Genomic DNA, 24,058 nt, shown 5'->3' on the forward strand with positions numbered 1-24,058 from the left:
CGCCGCCCGCACCCGCCTCGGGGCCGGTCACCGGTCCTCCGGGGTGGCGACCTCGTCGGGCTGGAAGTAGAGGAAGCGGCCCTGTTCGCGGCGGATGTCGGCGCCGGGGTCGTCCTCCACGGTCACGGCGATGTGGACCCCGCCGTCGACGTCGTGCAGGACGGCCTCGACGAGGGCGGCGCGGCCGTCGAGGAACAGGTCCTGGGCGTCGCTGCGGTGCAGCCGGGGGCGCAGCAGGACCCGGCTGCCGGCGCGGACGGGGCGGCCGTCGACGAGGACGTGGTCGCGTCCCGGATCGACGCCGGTGTCGCCGCCCGGGTCCCACCAGGGGGTGTCCGGCCGGAGGACGTCCGGGGCAGGCTCCCGCGCCCCGGTGACCTCGCGCAGGCTCCGTACCGCTCCGTGCAGGCGCTCCAGGACCTCGGGCGGCATGGTGTCCGCGAGGTCGATGACGGCGGCGGCGCGGGCGTCGGTGCCCCGGGCCTCGCGCTTCTCCTCGTCCGTGAGGGCCGCGGTGCGCAGGGCGAGGATCTCGTCGATCTCGGTGGCGTCGTAGAGGGCGCCGGGGCTCTCCGGGGCGATGGCCGGGTGGTCGTCGAGGATGATCGGGGAGGAGAGCATCAGGTCGCCGCGGCCCGGCTCGCCGGCCAGGACGGGCCAGGTGTGGAGGTTGCGGCAGGCCGCGACGGCGCCCTTGGCCCACTCCGGCGGATCGGTCATGGACAGGAACGATCCGCCGTCGAGGCGGAGCAGCGTGTGCGTGGCGACCAGGGAGTAGGGCAGCGCCGCGTGCCGGTCAGCGCCCGGTTCGGCGGTCCAGGTGCTGGTGTTCTCCACCGTGACCGTCAGGCGCTGGACGCGGTACGGGCCGTCGAGGTCGGCCGCCGAGATCCGCAGGGTGCCGCTGATCTCCTCACGGCGGCGCAGCATCCGGCCGATGACGCGTCCGTCGGTGTCGGTGACCTCTTCCACCTCTTCGGCGGCCGGGCGGGTGAAGGGCAGGGAGGTGCCGTCGCCCGCGAGTTCACCGACGGGGACGACGAGGGCGACCCGTTCCTCGACGCCTTCGTCCCAGGCGACCAGGACCCGGTCGGTGAGCCGGAGTTCGCCGGTGGGGGCGAAGGTGCCGTCCGGGCGGAGCTCCTCGACGGTGCGTCGTTGCGCGCGCAGGAAGCGGACCTCCACGGCGAGTTCGGCGCCGGTCCTGGGCTCCATCAGGCACTCGGTGTGCTGGAAGTCGTGCTCCTCTGCGGCGGCGCTCCACGTCGGCGGCACCAGGACGCCGAACTGCCAGCGGAGCCGGTTCTTCGCGGCCGACGCGCGGTACGGGTAGAGCACGTACCCCTCGAAGAGGACGGCGTCGGCGACGTGCCGGGCGACGGCGAACCGTGCCTCGGTGCCGGGGTTGAAGGCGACGGTCGTCATGGTGTCCTCTCCCCCGCCTCTTCGAGCAGGGTCTCGACGGTCGCCTGCCAGGACGGCAGGGCCCGCCGTGACCGGTAGGCGAGCAGGGCGTCCATGGTGTCGGCCGGGAGCCGGAGCCAGCCGCAGCCGGGGAAGTGCTGGTCGATCATCTCCCGCCAGGTCTTCACCGGCATCCGGTGGGAGACCTCCTTGTCCCAGGGCACGGGCTCGACCTGGAAGCCGCCGGCGCCGGTGAAGGCGGTGCCGGAGAAGAGCAGGAGGAGGGGGACGTCGCCGTCGGAGAGCGACCGGAGGTAGCGGGACGCGGCGATGTCGGTGTCGTAGGTGCAGGGCACGACGAGGTCGGTCTCGATCTCCCCGGTGAAGCCGGGAACCATCACGGAGACCTGGGCGAACTGGACCGGGTTGAGGCTGCTGCCCCAGCGGGAGCGTTCGCCGAAGAGGTCGCCGAGGGCGGCGGCCTCGGTGTCGTCGTAGCCCCGCCGGGCGGGTTCGATGCGGATCTGGCAGCGCAGGGCGAGGGCGTGGACGCGGGCCCCGCCGGAGGCGGTGATCCGGAGTCGGAAGACGAGCGTGGGGCCGGCCGCGTACGGGTCGGCGCGGACGTCGGTGCAGCCGAAGGAGAACTCGGTCACGGCCGGCCTTCCCGCGGTGCGCGTGCCAGGCCGCGTACGTGGGTGAAGAGGGCGTCGAGGTCGGCCCGCGCCTCCGCCCCGCCGTCGAAGCCCTGCCAGAGCAGTCGCATGCGGCCCACCAGTTCGTAGCAGAGATCGATGGGCACGAGGAAGCACTCGGTGCGGCCGTCGTGGCGGCGCAGCAGCAGGGCCTCCACGTCGGGTTCGAGCAGCGCGGCGAGCCGGGTGGCGTCGAGGACGCGCCGCCAGGACTCTTCCTCCAGTTCGCTCTCGGTGGCTCCGGCGGGGCTCGGGTAGAGCGCCACGGGCCGGTCGAGGGCGGAGTTGCGGAAGAAGAACGCGACCGAGACGGGGATGCGCAGGGACTCCCACGCCCGGTCGTCGATCCGGTGTTCCGGGTCGCTCAGGTGCCGGTCGGGGACCGCCCGGAAGCGTCCCCGGTCGGTGCCCGAGCGGTCCATGAGCTGCGAGCACGGGCCGCACGCGCAGACCATGGCCCGCCGGTCGATGTCGACGAGGTGGCGGTGCCGCTCGCCGGCGAGCGGCACCCCGCACAGTTCGCAGCGTTCCTCGCGGGGCGGGCGCGGGGTGGTGAACCGGCGCAGGCCCGTGGGCCGGGGCTCGCTGATCCGGCCGGTCAAGGCGCCGGTCGCGGAGCCGGTCACGAGGCCGTGGCCGGGGAGCGGCCGTCCGCGCCGGTGAGCGGCGGACGGGTGCCGATCTGGAGCAGCGCCGGTTCGCGCGGGGCGGCGGGCTCCAGCTCTACGCCGGTCACCTCCGGGGCGAAGCAGGCGAGGGCGTCCACGGCCGCCTGGCGGACGGACTCCTGGGTGCCGGAGCACCCGCAGCCGCCGGACGAGGCGGCCGGGCGCAGCCGCAGCACTCCGGTCGCCGCGTCGAAGCCGGTGTTCTCCACGGGCTGCGGCAGTCCGGAGAGGGCCCGGTCGATGCGGTCCTGCACGGACTCGGGGTTCAGGCCGTGCAGGTTGAGCAGGCTCGCGACGAGTTCGTCGGCGACCAGCGTGCGGAGCGGGTCGGCGGGCGGCCGGGCGGCGGGACGGCCCAGGAGGTCGACGACGCGGGCGAGCCCGCTGCCGTAGAACTCCATGAGGACGCGCACGACGTCCTCGGCCGCCGCGCAGGCGTCGGCGTCGCCGGTCCGCGCGAGGCGGTCCAGGACCTCCTCGACCCGTCGGCCCGCCTCTTCGGCGGTGGTCGCGCTCATCCGGCCAGCCCGCTCAGGCCGGTGGGGACGTGCATCTGCTTCACGGTCCTGCCGTTGCCGGTGTACATGTGGACGCCGCACGGCAGGCAGGGGTCGAAGCTGCGCACGGCGCGCATGATGTCGATGCCCTTGAAGTTCTCGGGGGTGTTCTCCTCGAAGATCGGGGTGTTCTGCACGGCGTCCTCGTACGGGCCGGGGGTGCCGAAGGTGTCCCGGGTGGAGGCGTTCCACGGCGTGGGCGGGTACGGGTGGTAGTTGGCGATCTTGCCGTCCCGGATGACCATGTGGTGGGAGAGGACGCCCCGGACGGCCTCGGTGAAGCCGACGCCGATGGACTCGTCGGGGACCTCGAACTTCTCCCACGTCTGGGTGCGTCCGGCGCGGACCTCCTCCAGCCCCTTCTCGGCGCAGTGCAGGGCGACGGCCGCCGCGTACGCCTGGAAGTAGGTCCGGGCGCGGTTGCGCTCCAGGGCGTTGCTCCACTGCGGGATCTTCCACTCGAAGGTGGTCTCCGGCTTGGTCATCGTGCGGGGCAGGTTGATGACGACGCTGTGTCCGGTGGCCTTGACGTAGCCGATGTCGACGAGGCCGGAGAGGGCGGTGGACCAGAGGCGGGCGATGGGGCCGCCGCCGGTGTCCAGGGCCAGGTGGTCCTTGCCGTCGAACCAGCGCGGGGACATCACCCAGCTGTACTTGTCGTCGAAGTTCCGCTTCTGCGGGGCCGGGATGGTGTGCTGGTTCCACGGGTGGCGCGGGTCGACGGGGTTGCCGAGCGGGTCGTGGGTGACGAATTGCTCCTGGCCCTGCCAGTCCTCGTAGTACGAGCTGCCGAGCAGGATGCGGATGCCGAGGTTGATCTCGGTGAGGTCGTTGGTCACGAGCTTGCCGTCGACGACGACGCCGGGAGTGACGAACATCCGCCGGCCCCAATCGGTCATGTTGGCGTAGGTGAAGTCGCAGTGCTCGGGGTCGTTGAGCGCGCCCCAGCAGCCGAGCAGCACCCGGCGGCGGCCGACCTCCTCGTAGCCGGGCAGCGCTTCGTAGAAGAAGTCGAAGAGGTCGTCGTGGAGGGGGACGACCCGCTTCATGAACTCCACGTAGCGCATGAGACGGCTCATGTAGTCGGTGAAGAGCTGCACCGACGCGATGGTGCCGACACCGCCCGGGTAGAGCGTGGAGGGGTGGACGTGCCGTCCCTCCATCAGGCAGAACATCTCGCGGGTGTAGCGGCTGACCTGGAGCGCCTCGCGGTAGAACTCACCCTCGAGGGGGTTGAGGGAGCGCATGATGTCGGCGATGGTGCGGTAGCCGTGGTCGGCGGCGTGCGGGGCCTCGGTGCGCTCGGCGAGCTCCAGGACCCCGGGGTTGGTCTCGCGGACCATCTTCTCGCAGTAGTCGACCCCTACCAGGTTCTCCTGGAAGATGTTGTGGTCGAACATGTACTCCGCCGACTCGCCGAGGTTGATGATCCACTCGGCGAGGTGCGGGGGCTTCACGCCGTACGCCATGTTCTGCGCGTACACGGAGCAGGTGGCGTGGTTGTCACCGCAGATGCCGCAGATGCGGCTGGTGATGAAGTGCGCGTCGCGGGGGTCCTTGCCCCGCATGAAGACGCTGTAGCCGCGGAAGACGGAGGACGTGCTGTAGCACTCCGCGACGCGCTTCTGCTTGAAATCGATCTTGGTGTGGATGCCGAGACTGCCCACGATCCGGGTGATGGGGTCCCACGCCATCTCCACAAGGCCGGAGCCGTCACCCGTCGTCTTCGCCGGAGATGCCATGGTCGTCGTGATGCCCTTCGTGAGCTCTTCGATCGCGCGAACAGCGGTGTGGATGGGGGGTGTGCGGGGTGGTGCGTTGGCGAGCGGGGGCCGCGACGGCTACCAGGGCGGCCGGTAGCCGGTGGTGATGCGCTCGCCGGTGTGCCGCCACTTCGGCTCCTTGTCCACGGTCCTGGCCGTGATGGTCCGCAGGCGGCGGATGACGGAGCCGTACACTCCGCTGGCGGTGCTGGAGACCTTGCCGCCGGGAGGCTCGTCCATGAACGGCATGAACTTGTCCGGGAAGCCGGGCATGGTGCAGGCGATGCAGATGCCGCCGACGTTGGGGCAGCCGCCGATGCCGTTCATCCAGCCGCGCTTGGGGACGTTGCACTTGACGACCGGCCCCCAGCAGCCCAGCTTGACCAGGCACTTGGGCGAGTCGTACGTCGTGGCGAACTGGCCCTGCTCGTAGTAGCCGGCCCGGTCGCAGCCCTCGTGGACGGTCGCCCCGAACAGCCAGGTGGGACGGAGCTTGTCGTCCAGCGGGATCATCGGCGCGGAGCCGACGGCCTGGTAGAGCAGGTAGGTCAGGGTCTCCGCGAAGTTGTCCGGCTGGATGGGACAGCCGGGGACGCACACGATCGGGATGCCGGCGTGCGACTTCCAGTCCCAGCCGAGATAGTCCGGTACGCCCATGGCGCCGGTCGGGTTGCCGGCCATCGCGTGGATGCCGCCGTAGGTGGCGCAGGTGCCGATGGCGACCACCGCGAGCGCCTTGGGCGCCAGTCGGTCGATCCACTCGCTGGTGGTGATGGGCTGACCGGTCTCCGGGTTGTCGCCGAAGCCGCACCAGTACCCCTCCTGCTTGATGGCCTCGTTCGGGATCGACCCCTCGACGACGAGCACGAACGGGTCGATCTCGCCCCGTTCGCCCTTGAAGAACCACTCGATGAAGGTGTCCGCGCCGCCGACCGGGCCGCACTCGAAGTCGATCAGCGGCCAGTGGACCGCGATCCTGGGGAGTCCCGGCAGCCCGGCCAGGGCGATCTCCTCGATGCTGGGCTGCATGGCGGCCGTCAGGGCCACCGAGTCGCCGTCACAGCTCAGACCCGCGTTGATCCAGAGGATGTGGATCGGTTTCTCTTCGCTGCCCGGAGCGGCGCCCTGTTCCTCGACCGGGGCCGGCGTTGCTGCACTCATGAGTCGCCTCCTGAGGAGGGATGGGGCGGGGCCGCCTGTCGCGGGCCCACGTCTTGCTTAACAGTCGGCCGGGAGGCCCGCGCCCGCACCTGGGCCGTCCGGGGACGGCGTGCGCGGAGCCTCCTTCCGGGCGAAGGCCCGGCGCAGTGCGTGGTAGGGCGCGGCGGGATCGTCGAAGATCGCCCGCATGCGGGCGAGTTCCCGCTCGCGGTGGGACGCAAGGGGGGTGTGGGCTTCCCGGCGCTCGTGTTCGGCCTTCTTCGCCGCGACGCGGGCCGGGAGACCGGGACGGGATGCCAGGTGGGCGGCCAACCGGGTGACCTCGGCGGTGAACTCCCCGGGCGGGCAGGCGACGACCCGGTCCACGAGGCCCATGTCGAGCGAGGCCCGCGCGGAGACGGGCCGGGCCTCGTCGGTGAGCCGTGCGGCCAGCGCCGGGCCCACTCTGCGGGGCAAGGTGTACGTCCAGTACTCCGACCCGTACAGGCCCATGCGGCGGTAGTGCGGGTTGAGCACCGTGCCCGAGCGGCACCAGACCTCGTCGGCGGCGAGGGCGAGCATCACCCCGCCGGCCGCGGCGTTGCCGCCGATCGCGCTGACGACCAGCCGGTCGGAGGTGGTGAGGACCGCCTCGACCAGGTCGTTCATGGCGTTGATGTTGGCCCAGGACTCGGCGGCCGGATCGGCGGCGGCCTCGATGACGTGGAGGTGGATGCCGTTGGAGAAGAAGTCGCGCTGCCCGCCGAGGACGAGGACGGAGGTGGGGCGGGTGCGGGCCGTCCGGTAGGCGTCGAGGAGCCGGCGGCACTGGTCGGTGCTCATCGCCCCGCCGGGGAACGCGAAGGACAGGACGCCGACGGGGCCCTCCTCCCGGTACCGGATGTCGGACCAGCTCCGCCCGGCCGGACGGCCGGGCTCGGGGAGCGTCGCGGGCTCCGTGAGGTCGGGGAGCTCGGGCAGCCGGTCCCCGAGGGCCAGGGTGGCGGGGAGCTTGCAGGCGCGCGGCCGGCCGGCGCCGGTGCGGGCCCGGAGCTCGGGGATCCACACCGCGCCGTCGGCCGTGGCCCGGCAGACCGCGCCCGCCCGGGTGGCGAGCAGTTCGCCGGGCCGGCCGCGCAGACGGTCCTCGGCGTGGCCGCCGTGCAGGAACCACTCGGCGCCGAGCAGGACGTCACGGACGCCGGGCTGGGAGTCGGCGGCCCGCAGGATCCGCAGCACGGTCGCGGTGGTGTCCTCCTCCCACACGATCCGGCGCTGTTCCTGGCGGAGCACGGGACGCGCCCGGACCGCGCCGGTCTGCGGACGCGGTACGGCCCCGGCCGCGACCCGGTCGACGGCGAGGAGCACGGCGGAGACGGCGGCGTCGGACAGTTCGTTGCGGTACAGATCGCTCTTGCCCACCTCGGGGACGCGGAAGGCGGCGGATGCCCAGACGTCGCCGGCGTCCATCTCCTCGTCGGCCTGGAGGACGGTGACGCCCCACTCGGCCGCGCCGTCCTGGACCGCCCGGTCCAGGGAGGACGCGCCGCGGTCCCCCACCGGGCCCGGGTGCACGATCAGGCAGCGGTGCGCCGTCCACACGTCCCGGGGCACGACGGCCTTCAGCATCGGGGCGACGACCAGGTCGGGGGCGTGGCGGGCGACGGCGTCGCGCAGGGCGGGGCCGTCCGGCGTGACCTCCACGGGGACGGTGTGCCCGCGGTCGCGCAGCTCGACCAGGACACGCTGGGTGAGGCTGTTGAAGCTGCTGGCGACGAGCAGAACGCGCATGGCGGCCCTTCCGGGTGGGGGCGGCCGTGACGGCCCCGAGGGACGGTGGGGCACCCGACCGCCAGCGATCCTCGGGCACCGGGAGCCTCGGACGAGGGCGACGCAGCCGGGCCTCACCCGTTCGAGGCATCCGTCCGACCGATTGGCGGGGCGCCCCGCCGGACGGGGAGGCCGCCCGCCGCCGGTGTGGGCGGGACGGTACGGGCGGTGCCGGCGAGGGACGGGGGGCCGTCGACGTGCCGTGGGGTACGGCCCGTGGAAAAATCGGATACCTACGGGTATGCGCAGGCGTACCTCCCGCACGGACAGGCAGGTCGGTCGATGGCCGAGAAACCGAAGTCATCCGGGCCCTCGCGCGGCGGATCGAAGCGCGACGGCATGGCCGGCCAGCACGGCTGGTCCCCCGACGTCGACGAGACCCGGCAGCAGGACAACCCGAGCGCCGCGCGTTCCTTCCACCCCGAGAAGCACGCGCCCTCGCGCGGCAAGGGCCGGAAGGCCTCCGAGGAGGAGACCCAGGATGTTCCCGGCGACACCGTCCACAGCGACACCGCGCGCGGCGAGAAGCGGGGCGGCTCGGAGAAGGGCATGCACGACACGGGCCGCAAGGGCCGGTCGCAGCGCCCCTCCGGTACGAAGAAGGACTCCGCGTTCACCGGCGTGGACGCCGACGACGACGACGCCTCCGGCCCCCGCCCCGGCTGAGGCCGTCACCCCCTCCGATGGTCCCGTACGGGCGGTCCGCGGCGGCCGCTCGTACGGGTGGTGCCACCGGCGGGCCGTACGCGCGAGCGACATGATCACCCGTACGTGAATTCCTCCCCTCCGCCTCCCCGCTGACGCCGATCCTGGGGGCACGGCGGCCGACCGGCGCCGCCTTGAGGCATGCGGTGCTGGGGGAACGGGATGACACAGGGAACGGGCCGACGCGCGGGCTTGGACGAGCAGGCCGTGTTGCTTGCGGCCGGACTGGCCGATCTGGCGGTGAGCACGCTCGGCACGGCCCTCGGCACGGTCCGGGGGCTGCTGCGCCGCTCGGACGCCGCGGAGCTTGCCGCGGAGGCCGAACACGATCTCGTAGCACGGGGCCGCCTGGTCCTCGACCGGTACGCGTCCGCGCCCCCGGCCCATCTGGAGGTCCTCGCCCGGCACGCCCTGGCCCGCCGGGCCGCCGCCGCGGCCCCGGCGTGGCAGGCCGCCGACGATGTCTGAGCGGTGGGAGGCGGCCGCCTTCAAGAACCGCGTCGACGACGTGCTGCACGACTTCGTCGCCCGTGAAGCGGAGCAACTGGCCGCCGTCGACGGGGCATTGGACCCGGTGGCCGAGCAGCTGGAGGCCGCGGTCACGGAGGGCAAACGACTGCGGGCCGCCTTCTGTTACTGGGGATGGCGTGCGGCGGGGCAGCCGGACAGCGAGGCGCTGCTGCGGGCGGCCGCCTCGATCGAGCTGGTGCACGCCGCGGCGGTGGTCCACGACGACCTGATCGACGACAGTCCGCTGCGGCACGGCCGGCCCACGGCGCACATCGCCCTGCGCGACGCCGTCCCCCGCAACCCGCGCGCCGGCGCCGCCGCCCGCTCGCTGGCGATGCTGGTCGGGAACCTGCTGATGTCGCTGGCAGGCCAGTTGTTCGCCACCAGCGGTCTGCCCGCCGCGTATCTGGCCCGGGCCCGCCCACTGTGGTCGGTCCTGGCCCGGGAGCTGATCGCCGGCGAGTGCCTGGAGATCCTGCGGACGGGCGCCGACCCGGACACCACGGCATCGCTGAAGGTGATCCGGTACAAGACCGCGAAGTACACCGTCGAGCAGCCCCTGCTGATCGGGGGCGCCCTGGCCGGCGCCGGTGAGCGGCTGCGCGCGGGCTACTCCGCGTTCGGGCTGCCCCTCGGCGAGGCGTTCCAGTTGCGGGACGACCTGCTCGGCCTGTTCGGGGATCCCGACCGCACCGGCAAGGACAACGCCGACGACCTGCGCGGCCACCGGCCCACGGCGCTGCTGGCGGAGACCTGGCGCACCGCCGACGGCGAGGAGCGGGAGCGGTTGCGCGCCCTCCTCGGCCGTCGGGAGCTGGACGCGGACGGTCTGGAGGCGGTCCGCGCGCTGATGCGCCGGCTGAAGGCCCCGGGCCGTATCGAAGTCATGATCGCCGTTCGGGTCGAGGAGGCCCTGAGCGCGTTGCACGCCATGAACGCGCCCGCGCACGCCACGGCCGCCCTCTCCGCGCTGGCGCAGGCGGCGGCGGTCCGGCTGTCCTGAACGGCCCGGCCACCGGCCCGCCCACATGCCTGCTTTGACGGCCTGTCACATCAGAAGGAGCCCTTGCCATGACCCGTACCGAGGCCTCGATGGACGCCCTGCGGCAGGACGGTGACGAACTCGCCGACGCGACCGTCGCCGCCCTCTTCGAGCGCGGGGAGGTCGGCGCGTTCAACACCCTGATGCGCTTCGTCTCCACCGCCGGCGCTCCCCTGCCGGACGGACTGCCCGAGGTCGCCCGGGAGTACCTCCACGCCACCAGCCTCCCGCCGGCCTGGGTCGACTGGGGGGAGATGGAGAGGGCACGGCTGTTCTTCATCGACAACAACGTGCACATCTCCACCGCGTTGTCCTTCGCCTCCATGCCCGCGTGCTACGTCGTCCCGCACGTGGCGAAGCTGCTGTCGACCACGCACGGGCTGCAGTACCCCTCCAAGCGGATGGCGGAGACCGGGCAGTTCACCGTCTATCTGATGCAGCCCGGCGCCTTCGAGGCGGGCAGCCGCTTCATCCCCGCCGCCCAGAAGGTCCGCCTGCTGCACGCGGCCATCCGCCACCACCTCATCCGGGAGAACCGCTGGGACACCGCGCGGCTCGGGACGCCGATCTGTCAGGAGGACATGATCGGCGGGCAGATGTTCTTCTCCCTGCTGGTCCTGGACAGCCTGCACCGCCTGGGCATCCACATGTCGACGGAGGGCGCGGAGGCGTACTACTACGCCTGGCGGGTGGTCGGCGCCATGCTCGGTGTCGACCAGGACGCCGTGCCCACGACCCTGGAGGACGCCCGCTCGTTCCTCGATCGGTACATGGTCCGGCACATGGGGCCGTCCGAGGAGGGGGCGCACCTGACGCGGCAACTCGTCGACCTCTACGAGGAGGTGGTGCCCGGGACCTTCTTCGATCCGATCGTCTCCGCGCTCATCCGCCACCTCGTCGGGGACACGTGTGCCGACTGGCTCGACGTGGCCCGCACACCCTGGGACACGGTCGTCAAGGCGGTGCCCCACCTCCTCGGCGTCCTGGAGACCATCGAGGACCGCTCCCCCCTCGGAGCGTGGGCGCTGGACCGCCTCGGCCATCTCACCACCGTCCTCGAACTGTCGTCCCTCACCCGGGGGCGGGTCATGCACTACGCCATTCCCGAACAGCTCAAGAAGGACTTCGGCGTCTCCGGCGCGGTGCCCCGCACCCACCGGTGGGCTCCGCCCGCCGCCACCGTCCCCCGCTGACGGCGCTCCGGAGCACGGCGGTCCGGAGCACGCTCGGGGACGGCGACCCGGGGCGGCGGTCTCAGGGGCGCCGGGCGGCCCACACCGTGCGCTCGGTGCGCACCCGCAGATCGTCGCGGCGCAGGAGGCTGTGCGGTCCTTCGGTGTCGAGCAGCCGGTCGTAGGCGGCCAGGTCCTCGGCCGTCAGGGCGTCGGCGACGCCCCCGCGCATACGTCGCAGGCCGGCGAGGGCGTAACGGCCGACCGTGTCCGCGGCGGACGGGCCGAGGTCCACGCGGAGGACGCGCTCCTGCTCGACGGTGAAACCGGCCCGGACCAGCGCGGCTCCCCAGTCGGCGCCCCGGTGGGGAAGGCGTTCGGCGTGGTGGCGGTCGAGGGCGGCGTGGCAACGCTCCTCGAGGCCGGGAGCGTCCTCGGGGGCGTTCTCGGGCAGGAAGCGGGGGAAGCCGGCGAGTTCGACGACGGCGAACAGCCCGCCGGGCGCCAGCAGGCCGTGGACCCGGCGCAGGGTGTCGTCGGGTGCGGCCATGTGGTGCAGGGAGGCCGACGCCCAGACGAGTTCCGGTGTGCCGAGGTCGGGCCACACGGCCGCGTCGAGGTCGGCCCGGACGAGGCGCAGCCGCTCGGCCGCCCCGGCGGCGGCCGCCTTCTCGCGCAGGCGGTCCAGGTGGACGGCCGAGGAGTCGACGGCGGTCAGCTCCGCCCCGGGGAAGTGCGCGAGGAGGGCGAGCGCGCCGGCGCCGGTCCCGCTGCCCAGGTCGACGATGTGGCGGGGGCCGGTGTGTACGGGCAGTTCGGCGATGAGGGACGCGGTGTGCGCGGCGAGCACCTCCGCGTCCAGGTCGAGGATCTCCGTCTGATCGTGGTCCTGGCCGCGGTCGGTGTCGGTGTCGGGGTGGTGGTGTGCCGGGCCGTGGCCGGAGCCGTGGGCCGAGGGGGCGGGGTGCGCCGAAGGAGGGGTCATGCCGTCACGCTAGGCGGCCGTCCGCCGGGGAACCCATGGGGTGGCGGAACGCGCAAGACGATGATCCGATTCCTTGCCGGACGCGCAAGCCGTCAGTTCGTCGGACGGTTCGGCTTCCCGTTGCCGTCGCCGCCCTGGTGGCCACGGCGGGCGTCGCGGTCGAAGATGCCGAGGACGTCGCAGGGTCCGCCTTCGGCGCCGATCGCGTGCGGGAGCATCGTGGGGAACTCCGCCGCCTGGTCGGTCTCCACCCTGATGCGCCGGTTGCCCAGGAGCAGGATCGCGGTGCCGGAGAGGACGACCAGCCACTCGCGGCCGGGGTGGGCGCGCATGCGGGACGGGTTGTCGGGCGGCGGGTCGGTCACGCGCTGCCGTACGACGGTCATACCGGGCTCCGCCTTGATGGGCCAGCGCTTCGACCCGCGGGCGGCGTCGATCATCGGGTGGGAGACGACATCGTCGGTGGCCGTCTCGACGAGCTGGTCCAGTGAGGTGTCCAGGGCACGCGCGAGGGTCACGAGCTGGTCCAGGGCCAGTCGGCGCCTCCCGTTCTCGATCCGGCTGAGCGTGGACTGGCTGAGCCTGGCCCGGGACGCCAGCTCCTCCAGGGACCAGCCCTGCGCCATGCGCAGGGCACGGATGCGGGTGCGTACCAGGCTGTCCAGCTCGCCGTCCTCTTGCGTCATGAGCAGCACCGTATGCCGCGCCGGCAAGACGCGCACGCGCGGGGCGTGCCGGGTCGGGCCGTCCGAGCGCCCGGTGGCGGTCCGCCGGGCAGGGGTCCGCTCCGGCGGGCGGTGGGAGGCGTATGGCCCCGCGTATGTGCGAAGGAACGCGGGGCCACGCGCGCGACCGCACCCGGTCCGTTCCGACGGAGGTGCCGGCCACCGTACGGGCCGGTCGGACCGACGGCCCGTCAGCCGACGGCGTACGGGGAACGGCCGGCGGGATACGGGGGCCAGCCGGCGGGGTACGTCGGCCGCGAGGTCCTCCGGCTCACCGCGGCCCGGGCTCCGGCTCGCCCCAGCCGCGGAGTTCGCCGTCGTCGGCGAGCCGGCCCGTCAGCCGGACCGGGCCGTCCGCGGTGGTGGGCACCACCAGCAACGGCCCCCGTCCGGTGGCGGACACGGCGCCCCGGGCGGTGACCGCGGTCAGGCGGCGGCTGCCGGCCGCGAGGTAGTAGCGCGTTCCCGACGGAGCCGTCCAGTACGTGCCGGCGAGCAGGTGCTGGCCGAACCGGCCGCAGGCTGCGGTGTCCGGTGGCGAGGGCGTCGGGCCCGGCACCGGCCGGGTGGTTCCGGTGGGTGCCTCCAGGGCCACCGCCACGCGGGCGCGGCCCGCCCAGTCCTCCGCGCGGGTGCACGTCCACGTGGCCCGGCCGGCGTTCCCCGGGAGGGGCTGTACGGCGAACTCCCAGCGGTTCACGGCGCGTACGCCCGCGCCCCTCAGGCCCGGCAGCGCGCAGGCCGAGCGGGCCCAGGCGGCGAGACCGGCAGCGGAGGTGGCCTCGCGCGGCTGGCGGGCGAGCGTCCCGGAGCCGGGTGGCGGGGTCCAGGTCAGATGGGCGGGGACGAGTTCCCCGAGGTCGGCGAGGAGGAAGGAGTGGTCCTCGACGATCCGCCGGGAGGAGCGCAGGTCCAGCACGGGGACGCGGGCGCAGTCCCCCGGCACGTGGGCGACGGGGTCGGTGACGCCGTCCCCGTCGACGGCCAGCGGCGAGCCCGGGCCGGTGGGCCGGCGGAGGTCCCGTGCGGCGCTGTGGTCGATCCAGGGCGCGAGGAGGTAGCGGGCCTTGCCGGGTGTCCGGCCCACGACGACGGCCGCGCCGGCCGTGACACCGGTGTCGTCGGCGAGGGCCAGGTCGACGAGGGCGGTGCCGCCTCCGGTGAGCGGCTCGGCGTAGCGGACGAGGCGGCGGCCGTCGTGGAGGAGCACGACGGCCGCGTCGTCGACCGTCCCGGCGAAGAGCAACTGGGCGGGGGCCGTGGGCGGGGCGAGGGGGGTTCCGGGCGTGTGGGTGAGTCGCGGGGCGGCCCGGTCGCCGGCGGCGCGCGGGAGCGCGGCCCGGGCCCAGGCGTCGAGGGCGCGGGACAGCAGGGCCGTGTCGCCGGTCCGCGCGCCACGGGCGGGCCAGACGGTGAGGTCGACGCGTGCGGTGTCGGCCCACAGCTGCCCGGGGGCGCGCACGAGGCGGGCGGGGTCGACCGCGAGGGCGAGGGAGGCCGGGGCGGTGCTCTCGCGCGCGGCGTCCTCGGGGCGGGACGTGAGCACGGCGGTCGCGGTGGCGATGAGCAGCAACGCGGCTACGCAGGCGGCGAGTTGTCGCCGGTGCCGGCGGCGCAGCAGGTCGGTGGGGCGGGTCTGGACGGTGCAGGCGTCGAACTCGGCTCCCTGGAGGAGCGACGCGGCGGCGGCGCCCGCCGTGTCGGCGAGGCGTTCGGCGGCCCGGAGGGCGGCGGCCGGGTCGCTCGCCCCCGCGGTGGTCAGCAGTCCGGCGGCGGCCCGGGCGGGGAGCCCTTCCAGGACGCGCAGCCCGAAGGCGGCGCGGATCTCCGGGGAGACGACCGCCAGCTCGCGCTCCAGGGCGAGTTCGCCGTCGTCGCCGGCCGCGGGGAAGAGGCGCAGCCCGAGGACCAGGGGAAGCAGGGGCCGGGAGGGGAGGCGCGAGGGGCGCCCGGCGGCGCGCAACGCGCCGGACACCACCCGCTCGCGCAGCCAGGAGAGCGCCGGATCCTCCTCGCCGCGCTGGGCGGGGAGCGTCGGCCCCTGGCGTGAACGGGCTGCTCCCGAGAGGGACTTCTGCACCAGGGCGTGCGCGGCGCGCACTCGGCGATGCCGGCCGAGTGCGGGCGGGAGGATCAGGTGGGCGAGCCGGACGAGCCGCGGATAGTGCTCGACGAGGGCCGCTTCGGCGACGTTCCTCGGGGGGCGGGTGGGCGCGGAGACCGCGGCGGATATGGCGGTGCGGTGGGAGGTGTCGTACGACTGCATGCCCTGCCCAACGAGGGGGCGGTGCCCCCGGTCACCTCGGACGGGTGACCGGGGGCGCCGCCCGGCACGCGCTCCCGCGCTCCGTGCGCCGGGCTGGGCTGCGGGTGCACGCCGGGCGGAGCGGTTGCGTCGGTCGCGTCTCAGTAGGTGAAGGCCAGGCCGTGGGTGCGGGCGATGTGCCCGGTGACGTGCCCGGCGTGGATCACGACCGGGTTGCCCCAGGTGTGCCTGGCCGTGCGGGGCGCCGACTGGTGGCGCCAGTCGCCTTCGCCGAGTGGGGAGACGTTCGCTATGACGACGTTGCGCGACTACGGGTACGAGCGCTCCCCGGCCCCCACCGTGAACGTCACCTCCGTCCCGGGGATGTCCCGGTACGGGCCCGCCCTCGGAGTCATCCGGTAGCCGAACGGGCCCGTGGGGGCGACCGGCGGCGGCCCCGGACATCCGACGATGTCCGGGGCCGCCTTCCTGCCGGGCCGGCGCGGTCAGCCGACGTTGTTCCCGTCACCTCCTTCCCCGACCTCACCGTGTCCCGCTCCTCCGTCGTCGGCCCCTCCGTCGCCGACGCCTTCGCCCTGACCGGCCCCGCCGTCACCGGCGCCGTCGCCCGCACCGTCCTCGGCACCGCCGTCACCGACCCCACCGTCGGCACCTTCCTCGGCCCCGCCGTCGGCGCCCTCCTCGGCACCGCCTTCACCGGCACCGCCGTCAGCCCCGTCCCCGGCTCCGCCTTCACCGGCACCGCCGTCGCCCGCGCCGATCTGGGCGCCGACGGCGCTCAGGGCAGTGGTCACCGGCTGGAAGAACGTCTCGCCGCCCGAGGTGCAGTTGCCGCTGCCACCGGAGGTGAGGCCGATGGCGTCCCCCTCCCTCGTGAACAGGGCTCCTCCGCTGTCCCCGGGCTCGGCGCAGACGTTGGTCTGGATGAGCCCCGACACCGTCCCCTCCGGGTAGTTGACGGTGGCGTCGAGGCCGGTCACCTGGCCGTCCCGTAGACCGGTCGTGCTGCCCATGCGGAAGACCTGCTGGCCGACCGCCGCCTCCGACGCCCGGGCGATCTCCACGATGTTCTCGCCCACGTCCACGGCGCTCGGGGCGTCGGTGTTCGGGTCGTCGTACGTCACCAGGGCGAAGTCGCCTTCGCCGGGGAAGACGGCTTCCTGCACGGTCCCGATCGGGTCGCCGTTCTGCTGTTCCGACCACTGCTCGACGGCGACGCCGCAGTGACCGGCTGTGAGGAAGCCGGGCCGGCCGTCCTGGGTGGTGACGTTGAAGCCGAGCGAGCAGCGCGAGCCGCCGCCGAAGATGGCGTCGCCGCCCTCGATGAAGGGCTTGAACTCGCCCTTGGACTTCTGGATGCGGGCGACGCCGTCGCCCAGCGCGCGGACCGCTCCCTCGACCTCGTCCCACCGCTCCCCCGTGACCGTGCGGTCGGCGGTGACGATCACCTGGTTCGTGCGCGGGTCGACGGCCCAGGCGGTGCCGGGGACGGTCGCCTTGGCGCGCAGGGAGTCCATCGCGGAGGCGAGGGCCGGGAGGCTGTTCTCGACGCGGCGCGCGACGGCGCCGGCCTTCCGGACCTCGGCGTCGACCTTGTCGCCGTCGCCCACGACATTGACGACGAGCTGCTGCCTGCCCGCGTCGTAGTAGGCGCCGCCGTAGGAGTCGCCGAGTTGCTTGCCCAGCCGCTGCAGGAGTTCCGTGGCCGAAGCGGCGCTCATCTTTCTCGGCGAGCCCGCCTGCTCCCCCGCGCCGTCCTGCGAGGCATTGGCCTGCGGCAGCAGGATCGCCGCGGCGACGATGCCCACCGCCCCGGCGCCCGCGAGTATGGCCTTCCGCTTGGGTATTCGCCTGTGACTCAACTCTTCGCCTCCAGCATGGTTCCGGACTGAGGTCGCCGCGAGGGCGACCGGGGGACGCGTCCGGCCTTTCATACGGGCTGCGGAAGAGATCCGTTCAGCACCTCCGCGAGGAACTGCCGGGAGGGCCTGTCGGCACGGAGCGCCGGGCGGGCTTCCCGGCGTCAGCTGGGGCGGGGGCCCGGGCGCTCCGTCGCACGCGTCCGCGGCGTCGCCGTCCCGTCCGTCCCGTCTGTCACGTCTGTCGCGGGAGTGGTGTGTGTCGTGGATGTGGCGGGCGTGGCGTGCGTCTGCCAGTCGAGGATCTGGACCGCCGCTCCGGCGCCTTCGAGGCCGCGGCAGTGGGCGTGGTGGCGGCGGGCGATGCCGTCGAGGTCGAGGTGGCGGCCGAAGGCGGGGTGGGCGGAGAGGCGGCGGGCGTAGGACCAAAGGTGCGGGTGATCGGCGATGCGGTGGACGGCGGCGGCGTCCAGGTGCCAGCGGTGGACGGTGTCCAGACCGACCAGCGTGACCCACAACTGCACGTCGGCGGCCGTGAGTTCCTCGCCGAGCGCGTAGGGCCGGCAGGCGAGCCGGCGCTCCAGCGCGCCCAGCGTGCGCAGCAGACGGGCGACGGCCCTCCCCCGCGCGTCCGGGTCCGTGCCGGGTTCTCCGGCGCGCTGGGCGGCTGCCTTGACGCCCTGTTCGCAGAGTTGGTCCAGGGCCCGTGTCTCGGCCTCCGCGCCCGGGGGGTAGAGGACGGGGCGGTCGGGTCCGAGGTCGCCGAAGCGCCGGGCCAGATCGCGCAGGATGTCGGGAATGTGGGTGCTGACGATCCGGCCCGTCCAGTCGTCGCCGAGCACCGGGGCCGTGGCCGCGCCGGGGTAGTGGTGGGCGCTCGCCTCGTACAGCGGGCGTAGTGCGGAGTGTTCGCCGTCCGCTCCGTCGGGGACGGCGGGCAGCAGCGTCACGGGCAGTTCGCCGTCGAGCCCCAGCAGGCTGTGGGTGACGGCGATGCGGAGACAGTGGGGGCAGGACAGGGAGAGGTGGAGGCGGTAACGGCGCGGCGCGGCGTAGTGACCGCTGCGGGCGTCGCAGCCGATCCTGCCCCGGAAGGAGGGCGGGGAGGGGAAGGACGGCACGGCTGTCAGGGGCGTGGCGGACATGAGTCTGACTCCCGGGTCCGGTGACTGGTGCTCAGGGATGATCTGGGCGACGGAGGACGGGCGGTGTACGCCCGCGCGGGGAGGACGGGCGGTGTACGCCCGTCCCCGCCGGCTCAGCCCGAAGGGCTCGCCGCGCTGCAGACACGCAGCAGATCGATGTGGCGGCGGGAGGTCAGAAGCGGGGTCGCGGGGGGAGCCGGCGGGAGCGACGGCCGACCCGAGCGGATCGCTCGGTCGGTGGCCGGCTCCGGACGCCCCATCATTTCCTACCTATTCGCCAGGGATACTGCTTCGGAGTGTCGAACGACGGCCCCGGCGCGTCAAGAGGGCCTTCGGACATCCCCTTTGCCGTCTCACATGGTGGAGGGTGCGGCGGACGGACGGCGGGGACGGCAGCGTACGGACGCACGGCCGCCGACCGGGGCGGCGGCGCGCGTTCACCTGCGCTGCCACTCGTCGGCCAGCAGTGCGTAGGACCGCACGCGGTCGGCGTGGCCGTGGGTGATGGTGGTGATCAGCAACTCGTCGGCTCCGGTGGCCTCCTGGAGCCGTTCCAGCTGGTCGGCGACGTGTGCGGGGCTGCCGACGAACTGTGTGTCGACCCGGTCGGCGACGAGCGCCCGGTCCGCCTCGGTCCAGGGGTGGGCGCGGGCCTCCTCGGGTGTCGGGTAGGGGATGGCGCCCTCGGCCGTACGGATGCTGCGGACCCAGGGGGCGTAGCCGGTGGCGAGTTCGCGTGCGGTCGCGTCGTCCTCGGCGACGACGACGTCGGCGGAGACGCTGACGTAGGGCTTGTCGAGGACGTCGGAGGGCTGGAAGGCGGCGCGGTACCCCTCCGCGGCCTCCAGGACCGAGGCAGGGCTGACGTGGTAGTTCGCGGCGAAGCGCAGGCCGTTGCGGCCCGCGGCCTCGGCACTCTGGCCGCCGCTGCTGCCCAGGATCCACACCTGGAGGTCGGCGCCCTCGCCGGGGACGGCGTGCGCCTCGATGCCGTCCGCCGAACGGTAGGTTCCGGCGAGCAGGGCGAGGATGTCGTCGATCTGCTCGCCGTAGTCCTGCGCTTCGGCGTGGGGCTGCTGGAGCAGTCTCCGCTGGAGCGCGACGCGGGGCGACCCGATGAGGTGCTCGAAGGAGAACGGGGGCGGTATCAGCAGCCCGTTCGGCGTGCGGCCGTCGACGACGGGCGTCACGGTCCGGGTCCGGGCCTGCGACGGGGCGGGGTGCGGCGGTGCGGGGGTGGCGGGTGGCGTGCTCGGCCGGCCGGCCGAGCGGCCGAGCCCCAGGTCGAGGCGGCCGGGGTGCAGCGCGTCGATCAGGCCGAACTCCTCGACGGTGGACAGCGCGGTGCGGTGGCCGAGCTGTACCGCGCCGGAGCCGAGGCGGATCGTCGAGGTCGCGGAGGCCGTCAGGGCGAGGACGACGGCGGGCGAGGCGCCCGCGACGCCGGGGTTGAGGTGGTGCTCGGCGAACCAGTAGCGGGCGTAGCCGTACTGCTCGGTCCGCCGGGCCAGGTCGATGGAGTTGCGCAGCGCCTCCGCGGCGGTGGAGCCGGACGAGACGGGCACGAGGTCGAGGACGCCGAGGGGGATGCCGGACATGGGGTGGGGTGCTCCTCAGTGGTCGGTGCGCGCGGACAGGGCCCGGGCCGGGCCATCGGGTACGGGGTCGCCTCGGGGGGTGACGTACGGCACGAGGTTGTGGCCGCCGGCGGCGTCGGCCCGCACGAGGTCGTCGAGGGCCCGGGAGACGGCGGCCGGGGAGCCGACGAGGGACCGGCGGGTCGTGGCCTCGCCCGCCGGGTCGCCGGTCCACCCGGCGAGGCGGAGCGCGGCGGAGGGCGAGGAGGTGGAGGACGGCGGTCCCGGCGGGCGGCGGCTCCTGCGCTCAGCCGGTGGCCGCGAGCAGGGGCGTACGGGGAACGCCGCCGAGCGCGGCGGAGAACCGGTCGACGACCTGCGCCAGCGCTTCGGCCGTGCCCGAGGCGACGAGCAGGGTGCCGTCGTCGCCGACCGCGATGTCCTTGTCGAGCGTGAACCACCCCGGGGTGATGTGGGCGGCCCCCATCGAGGCCAGGACCGGACGCAGGGCGTAATCGATGGCGAGGACGTGGGCCGTGGTGCCGCCGGTGGCGAGGGGCAGGACCGTCTTGCCTTCGAGGGCGTACTGCGGGAGGAGGTCGAGCAGGGATTTCAGCAGGCCGGAGTAGGCGGCTTTGTAGACGGGCGTGCCGATCACGACGCCGTCCGCGCGGGCGAAGAGCGCGGCGGCCTCCGCTATCGCCGGATGGGCGAAGTCGGCTCCCAGCAGGGCCTCGGCGGGGAGGGTGCGCACGTCCAGGGGGATGACGTCGTGGCCTTGGTCCGCGAGCCGGGCATCGAGATGACGCAGGAGGCGGGCGGTGCGGGAGGTGGCGGAGGGGCTTCCTGACACGGAGAGAACGGTGGCCATGAGGAGTCCTTGGGTTGCTGGGCTTGCGGAAGCGAAGGGCGTCGTTGCGGGAGGGGCGGGGCCGGGCGGCGGCCGGTGCGCTCCGGCCACTGCCCGGGAGGGGCTGCGCGCCGGGCGATGTGCTCCGACCGCCGCCCGAGAGGGGCTGCGCGCCGGGCGATGGGGTCCGGCCGCCGCCCGGGAGGGGGCTGCGCGCCGGACGATGGGCTCCGGCCACTGCCCGGGAGGGGCTACTTGCCGTTCTTGGGCAGGCCGGGCGGGTTGATCTCCGACTTCTCCACGGCCTCGGCGGAGAGCCCCCAGCGCTGCAGCACCTTCGCGTACGTGCCGTTGCGGATGACCTCGTCGAGCGCGGCGGCGAGCGGCTTCGCCAGCCCGCTGTCCTTCTTGGTGGTGGCCGCGATCAGGCCCTGGAGGGTGGCGCCCGCGCCGGAGTGGGTGCCGACGATCTCGGTCTTCCCGCCGGCGGCGACGTGGTAGGCGGCGGTCGGGTTGGGGCCGAGGTAGAGGTCGATGCGGCCGGACTGGAGCGCGAGGTAGGTGTCGCTGACGTTCTGGTAGTACGTGATGTCCACCGGCTCGCGGCCGGCCTTCTCGTTCTCCTTGCTCCACTCGACCAGCAGCTTCTCCTGGTTGGTGCCGGTGTCCACGGCGACGGTCCTGCCCGCCACGTCCGCGGGCCCGGTGATCTTCAGGCCGCTGCCCTTCTTCGCCTCGAAGGCCAGGTCGTCCTTGCGGTAGGTGGCGAAGTCGTACTTCTCCTTGCGCTCCTCGGTGACGGTGATGTTGCTGAATCCGACGTCGTACTTGGCGCTGTCGAGGCCGACGAAGACGTTCTCCCAGGAGACGGTGTTGAGGTGCGGCTCGAGGCCGAGGACGTCGGCGACCAGACGGGCGAGGTCGGGCTCGACGCCGATGACGGTCTTGTTGTCGGTGGCGCGGAAGGTCAGGGGCGCCGTCGAACCGGAGGAGCCGGCGATCTCGAGCGTCCCTCTCTCGCGGATCTTCTCGGGGACCTGGGCGGCGATGGACTCGACCTTGCCGGTGGTGATCCGCTTCTGGTCCGGGCTCAGATCGATCTTCGTACGGGCACCCGACGCGGCCGCCACTTCGGTCGTACCGCCGTCCGAGGGGTTGGAGCAGGCGGCGAGGACCAGTCCGGCGGCGAGTCCGAGCGCGGCCGCGGTCGTGCGACGGGTGAGAGTCGTGCGACGGGTGAGAGAGGTGGACACGGTGGGTCTCCTTGCGTGAGCGGGTGGCACGGTGCGACGGGCGTACGGGGCGAGACGCCCGTGAGGGGTCGTCCATGAGGTGCGGGGACGCCGAGGGGCGCGTCAGAGGACCTTGGAGAGGAAGGCGCGGGTGCGGTCGTGACGCGGGGCGTCCAGGACGGCGGCGGGCGGGCCCTGCTCGACGACGACACCCTCGTCCATGAAGACCACGGTGTCGGCGACCTCGCGGGCGAAACCGATCTCATGGGTCACGACGATCATCGTGGTCCCGGAGCGGGCCAAGTCCTTGATCACGTCGAGGACTTCGCCGACCAGCTCCGGGTCGAGCGCCGAGGTCGGCTCGTCGAAGAGCAGCACCTTCGGTTCCACGGCGAGAGCGCGCGCGATCGCCACGCGCTGCTGCTGCCCGCCCGACAATTGCCGGGGGTAGGTGCCCGCCTTGTCGGCGAGGCCGACCCGCTCCAGCAGACGGCCCGCCGCCTCGACCGCCTCCTTGCGCGGGCGGCGCAGGGCGGATACGGGGGCTTCGACGAGGTTCTCCAGCACGGTGAGATGCGGGAAGAGGTTGAAGTTCTGGAAGACGAACCCGATGTGGGTGCGCTGCTTCAGGACCTCCTTCTCCTTCAGTTCGTGCAGCTTGTCGCCGGAGCGGCGGTAGCCGATGAGTTCGCCGTCGACGCTGATCCAGCCGCGGTTCACCTTCTCCAGGTGATTGATGGTGCGCAGCAGGGTGGACTTCCCCGAGCCGGACGGGCCGAGGACGACGGTGACCTCTCCGGCGCGGACCTGCAGGTCCACCCCGCGCAGCACCTCCAAGGGGCCGAAGCTCTTGTGGACTCCGCGGACGTCCACCATCACGTCGCTCATCGGGCTTCTCCGAGGGTCTTGAGGGGGACGACGGGCCGGTCGTGGCGCGCCGCCGCCGCGCGGACGTTCCGTGCGAAGCGCCGGGCGCGCTGGAGCGGGGTGGGCGGCGGGGTGCGGTCGGCGCCCCGGGCGAAGCGGCGCTCGACGTAGTACTGCGCGATGGAGAGGAGCGAGGTCAGGAGGACGTACCAGGCGGTGGCGACCAGGAGCAGCGGGATCACCCTGCCGTTGCGGCCGTAGATCACCTGGACTTGGTAGAACAGCTCCCCGATCGCCATGACGTAGACCACCGACGTGCCCTTGAGGAGGCCGATGATCTCGTTGCCGGCCGTCGGGAGGATGGCCCGCATGGCCTGCGGGAGCACGATCCGGCGGATCTGCCGCAACCGCGGGATGCCGAGGGAGGCGGCGGCCTCCAGCTGTCCGGGGTCGACCGAGATGACGCCGCCGCGCACGATCTCTGCGGCGTATGCGGCCTGGTGCAGCGAGAGGCCGATGAGGGCGGCGCCGATCGTGCCGATCAGGCTGTTGCTGTCGACGGACCAGAACACCGGCCCGAAGGGGATGCCGACGCCGAGCCGTTCGTACAGGGCGCTCAGATTGAACCAGAACACCAGCTGAACGATCATCGGGATGGACCGGAAGATCCAGATGTACGACCAGGCCACCGTCTGGAGCACCGGGCTGTGGGAGAGCCGCATGAAGGCCAGGACGGTGCCGAGGAGGAAGCCGAGGACGGTGGCGTAGGCGGTGAGCTGGAGGGTCGTTCCGACGGCCTGGACGATGGTCTCGGACAGGAAGTACGCGCCGAAGACGGACCACTCCCAGACGGGGTTGGTGGCCAGTCCGTGCGCGAACTGCACGACGAGCACGGTGACGACGGCGGCGACGGCCCAGCGGCCGTAGTGGCGGGCCGGGACGACCCCGAGCCCGTCCGGCAGACCGCGCTCCGCGGGTGCCTTGCGACGCGGGGCGGTGGACGCTCGTTCCGGTACGCGTTCTTCGGGGGCCTTGCGACGCGGGGCGGCGGGCGCCCCTGCCTCGC

Annotated in this window: 21 protein-coding genes; 4 read left to right on the top strand and 17 right to left on the bottom strand. The window is 73.6% G+C overall.

Going from position 1 to position 24,058, the window contains the following annotated elements:
• Positions 1–27 precede the first annotated feature (27 nt).
• The 7 genes from ACFZBD_RS06455 to ACFZBD_RS06485 form a co-directional block, all read right to left on the bottom strand.
• Entirely contained in the window at positions 28–1,425 is a 1,398-nt protein-coding gene (locus tag ACFZBD_RS06455; protein WP_391136448.1) for a hypothetical protein, read from the bottom strand.
• Entirely contained in the window at positions 1,422–2,060 is a 639-nt protein-coding gene (locus ACFZBD_RS06460; RefSeq protein ID WP_391136451.1) for a DUF6084 family protein, read from the bottom strand. Before ACFZBD_RS06460 ends, ACFZBD_RS06455 begins: the two co-directional genes overlap by 4 nt.
• A complete protein-coding gene (locus ACFZBD_RS06465; RefSeq protein WP_391136454.1) occupies positions 2,057–2,725 on the bottom strand; it encodes a DUF5947 family protein in 669 nt (222 codons plus the stop codon). The genes ACFZBD_RS06460 and ACFZBD_RS06465 overlap by 4 nt, the downstream gene beginning before the upstream one ends.
• Positions 2,722–3,285 carry a hypothetical protein gene (locus ACFZBD_RS06470; RefSeq protein WP_391136457.1) on the bottom strand — a complete coding sequence of 188 codons (564 nt, stop codon included), beginning with the start codon at positions 3,283–3,285 and terminating at the stop codon, positions 2,722–2,724. Before ACFZBD_RS06470 ends, ACFZBD_RS06465 begins: the two co-directional genes overlap by 4 nt.
• Positions 3,282–5,066, bottom strand: a complete 1,785-nt coding sequence (locus ACFZBD_RS06475; protein ID WP_391136460.1) for a nickel-dependent hydrogenase large subunit — start codon at positions 5,064–5,066, stop codon at positions 3,282–3,284. The genes ACFZBD_RS06470 and ACFZBD_RS06475 overlap by 4 nt, the downstream gene beginning before the upstream one ends.
• Before the next feature lie 99 nt (positions 5,067–5,165).
• On the bottom strand, positions 5,166–6,248 hold the full coding sequence (locus tag ACFZBD_RS06480) for a hydrogenase expression protein HypE (RefSeq protein WP_391136463.1): 1,083 nt from the start codon (positions 6,246–6,248) through the stop codon (positions 5,166–5,168).
• A gap of 57 nt (positions 6,249–6,305) precedes the next feature.
• Positions 6,306–8,018: an enoyl-CoA hydratase-related protein gene (locus ACFZBD_RS06485; RefSeq protein ID WP_391136466.1), complete on the bottom strand. Its 1,713-nt coding sequence runs from the start codon at positions 8,016–8,018 to the stop codon at positions 6,306–6,308.
• A gap of 321 nt (positions 8,019–8,339) precedes the next feature.
• Between ACFZBD_RS06485 and ACFZBD_RS06490 the strand changes: the two genes are divergently transcribed.
• The 4 genes from ACFZBD_RS06490 to ACFZBD_RS06505 all read left to right on the top strand — a co-directional run bounded on the left by ACFZBD_RS06490 (position 8,340) and on the right by ACFZBD_RS06505 (position 11,507).
• Positions 8,340–8,723: a hypothetical protein gene (locus ACFZBD_RS06490; RefSeq protein WP_391136469.1), complete on the top strand. Its 384-nt coding sequence runs from the start codon at positions 8,340–8,342 to the stop codon at positions 8,721–8,723.
• 201 nt (positions 8,724–8,924) lie between these two features.
• Entirely contained in the window at positions 8,925–9,230 is a 306-nt protein-coding gene (locus tag ACFZBD_RS06495; protein WP_391136472.1) for a polyprenyl synthetase, read from the top strand.
• The gene (locus ACFZBD_RS06500; RefSeq protein ID WP_391136475.1) at positions 9,223–10,275 is read left to right on the top strand and encodes a polyprenyl synthetase family protein; all 1,053 of its coding nucleotides are present in this window, start codon (positions 9,223–9,225) and stop codon (positions 10,273–10,275) included. The genes ACFZBD_RS06495 and ACFZBD_RS06500 overlap by 8 nt, the downstream gene beginning before the upstream one ends.
• 68 nt (positions 10,276–10,343) lie before the next feature.
• Positions 10,344–11,507, top strand: coding sequence for an oxygenase MpaB family protein (locus tag ACFZBD_RS06505; RefSeq protein ID WP_391136478.1), 1,164 nt, complete (start codon positions 10,344–10,346; stop codon positions 11,505–11,507).
• A 61-nt stretch (positions 11,508–11,568) separates the two neighbouring features.
• On the opposite strand, the gene ACFZBD_RS06510 is transcribed toward ACFZBD_RS06505, so the two are convergent.
• The 10 genes from ACFZBD_RS06510 to ACFZBD_RS06555 form a co-directional block, all read right to left on the bottom strand.
• The gene (locus ACFZBD_RS06510; RefSeq protein WP_391136481.1) at positions 11,569–12,471 is read right to left on the bottom strand and encodes a methyltransferase; all 903 of its coding nucleotides are present in this window, start codon (positions 12,469–12,471) and stop codon (positions 11,569–11,571) included.
• A gap of 92 nt (positions 12,472–12,563) precedes the next feature.
• Entirely contained in the window at positions 12,564–13,157 is a 594-nt protein-coding gene (locus tag ACFZBD_RS06515) for a helix-turn-helix domain-containing protein (protein WP_391136484.1), read from the bottom strand.
• A gap of 310 nt (positions 13,158–13,467) precedes the next feature.
• Complete coding sequence (locus ACFZBD_RS06520; protein ID WP_391136487.1) at positions 13,468–15,462, bottom strand: hypothetical protein; 1,995 nt, start codon at positions 15,460–15,462, stop codon at positions 13,468–13,470.
• A gap of 485 nt (positions 15,463–15,947) precedes the next feature.
• The gene (locus tag ACFZBD_RS06525; protein WP_391136490.1) at positions 15,948–17,324 is read right to left on the bottom strand and encodes a trypsin-like serine protease; all 1,377 of its coding nucleotides are present in this window, start codon (positions 17,322–17,324) and stop codon (positions 15,948–15,950) included.
• Positions 17,325–17,485: 161 nt separating this feature from the next.
• Positions 17,486–18,466: a glutathione S-transferase C-terminal domain-containing protein gene (locus ACFZBD_RS06530; RefSeq protein ID WP_391136493.1), complete on the bottom strand. Its 981-nt coding sequence runs from the start codon at positions 18,464–18,466 to the stop codon at positions 17,486–17,488.
• Between the two features lie 437 nt (positions 18,467–18,903).
• Positions 18,904–20,064 (bottom strand): LLM class flavin-dependent oxidoreductase, encoded by a 1,161-nt coding sequence (locus ACFZBD_RS06535; protein WP_391136496.1) that lies wholly within the window; start codon positions 20,062–20,064, stop codon positions 18,904–18,906.
• Positions 20,065–20,350: 286 nt separating this feature from the next.
• Positions 20,351–20,914, bottom strand: coding sequence for an NADPH-dependent FMN reductase (ssuE, locus tag ACFZBD_RS06540; protein WP_391136499.1), 564 nt, complete (start codon positions 20,912–20,914; stop codon positions 20,351–20,353).
• Positions 20,915–21,144: 230 nt separating this feature from the next.
• Positions 21,145–22,146: a transporter substrate-binding domain-containing protein gene (locus tag ACFZBD_RS06545; RefSeq protein ID WP_391136502.1), complete on the bottom strand. Its 1,002-nt coding sequence runs from the start codon at positions 22,144–22,146 to the stop codon at positions 21,145–21,147.
• Positions 22,147–22,248: 102 nt separating this feature from the next.
• Positions 22,249–23,013, bottom strand: coding sequence for an ATP-binding cassette domain-containing protein (locus ACFZBD_RS06550; protein WP_391136505.1), 765 nt, complete (start codon positions 23,011–23,013; stop codon positions 22,249–22,251).
• A complete protein-coding gene (locus ACFZBD_RS06555) occupies positions 23,010–23,954 on the bottom strand; it encodes an ABC transporter permease subunit (protein ID WP_391138497.1) in 945 nt (314 codons plus the stop codon). Before ACFZBD_RS06555 ends, ACFZBD_RS06550 begins: the two co-directional genes overlap by 4 nt.
• Positions 23,955–24,058: the final 104 nt, after the last annotated feature.

The organism is Streptomyces sp. NPDC008121, from assembly GCF_042957155.1.
Lineage (GTDB): Bacteria > Actinomycetota > Actinomycetes > Streptomycetales > Streptomycetaceae > Streptomyces.